Below are 229 nucleotides of genomic sequence, written 5' to 3'. Positions count from 1 at the left end.
TCGCGGGCCTTCTCCCCGAAGATCGCGCGCAGCAGCCGCTCCTCCGGCGTCAGCTCGGTCTCGCCCTTGGGGGTGACCTTGCCGACCAGGATGTCCCCGGGGACGACCTCGGCGCCGATCCGGATGATCCCGCGCTCGTCCAGGTCCGCCAGGACCTCCTCGGAGACGTTCGGGATGTCGCGGGTGATCTCCTCGGGGCCCAGCTTGGTGTCGCGGGCGTCGACCTCGT

At 71.2% G+C, this 229-nt stretch carries 1 protein-coding gene; it reads right to left on the bottom strand.

The annotated features are described in order from the left end of the window. On the bottom strand, positions 1–229 hold a 229-nt coding region (locus RUR_RS08385), incomplete at both ends, for a hypothetical protein (protein ID WP_283134367.1).

This window comes from Rhizohabitans arisaemae (genome assembly GCF_025996515.1).
GTDB classification, from domain to species: domain Bacteria; phylum Actinomycetota; class Actinomycetes; order Streptosporangiales; family Streptosporangiaceae; genus Rhizohabitans; species Rhizohabitans arisaemae.
Note: the sequence above shows the minus strand (reverse complement) of the source record. Positions and strands in the feature narration are given on the sequence as shown.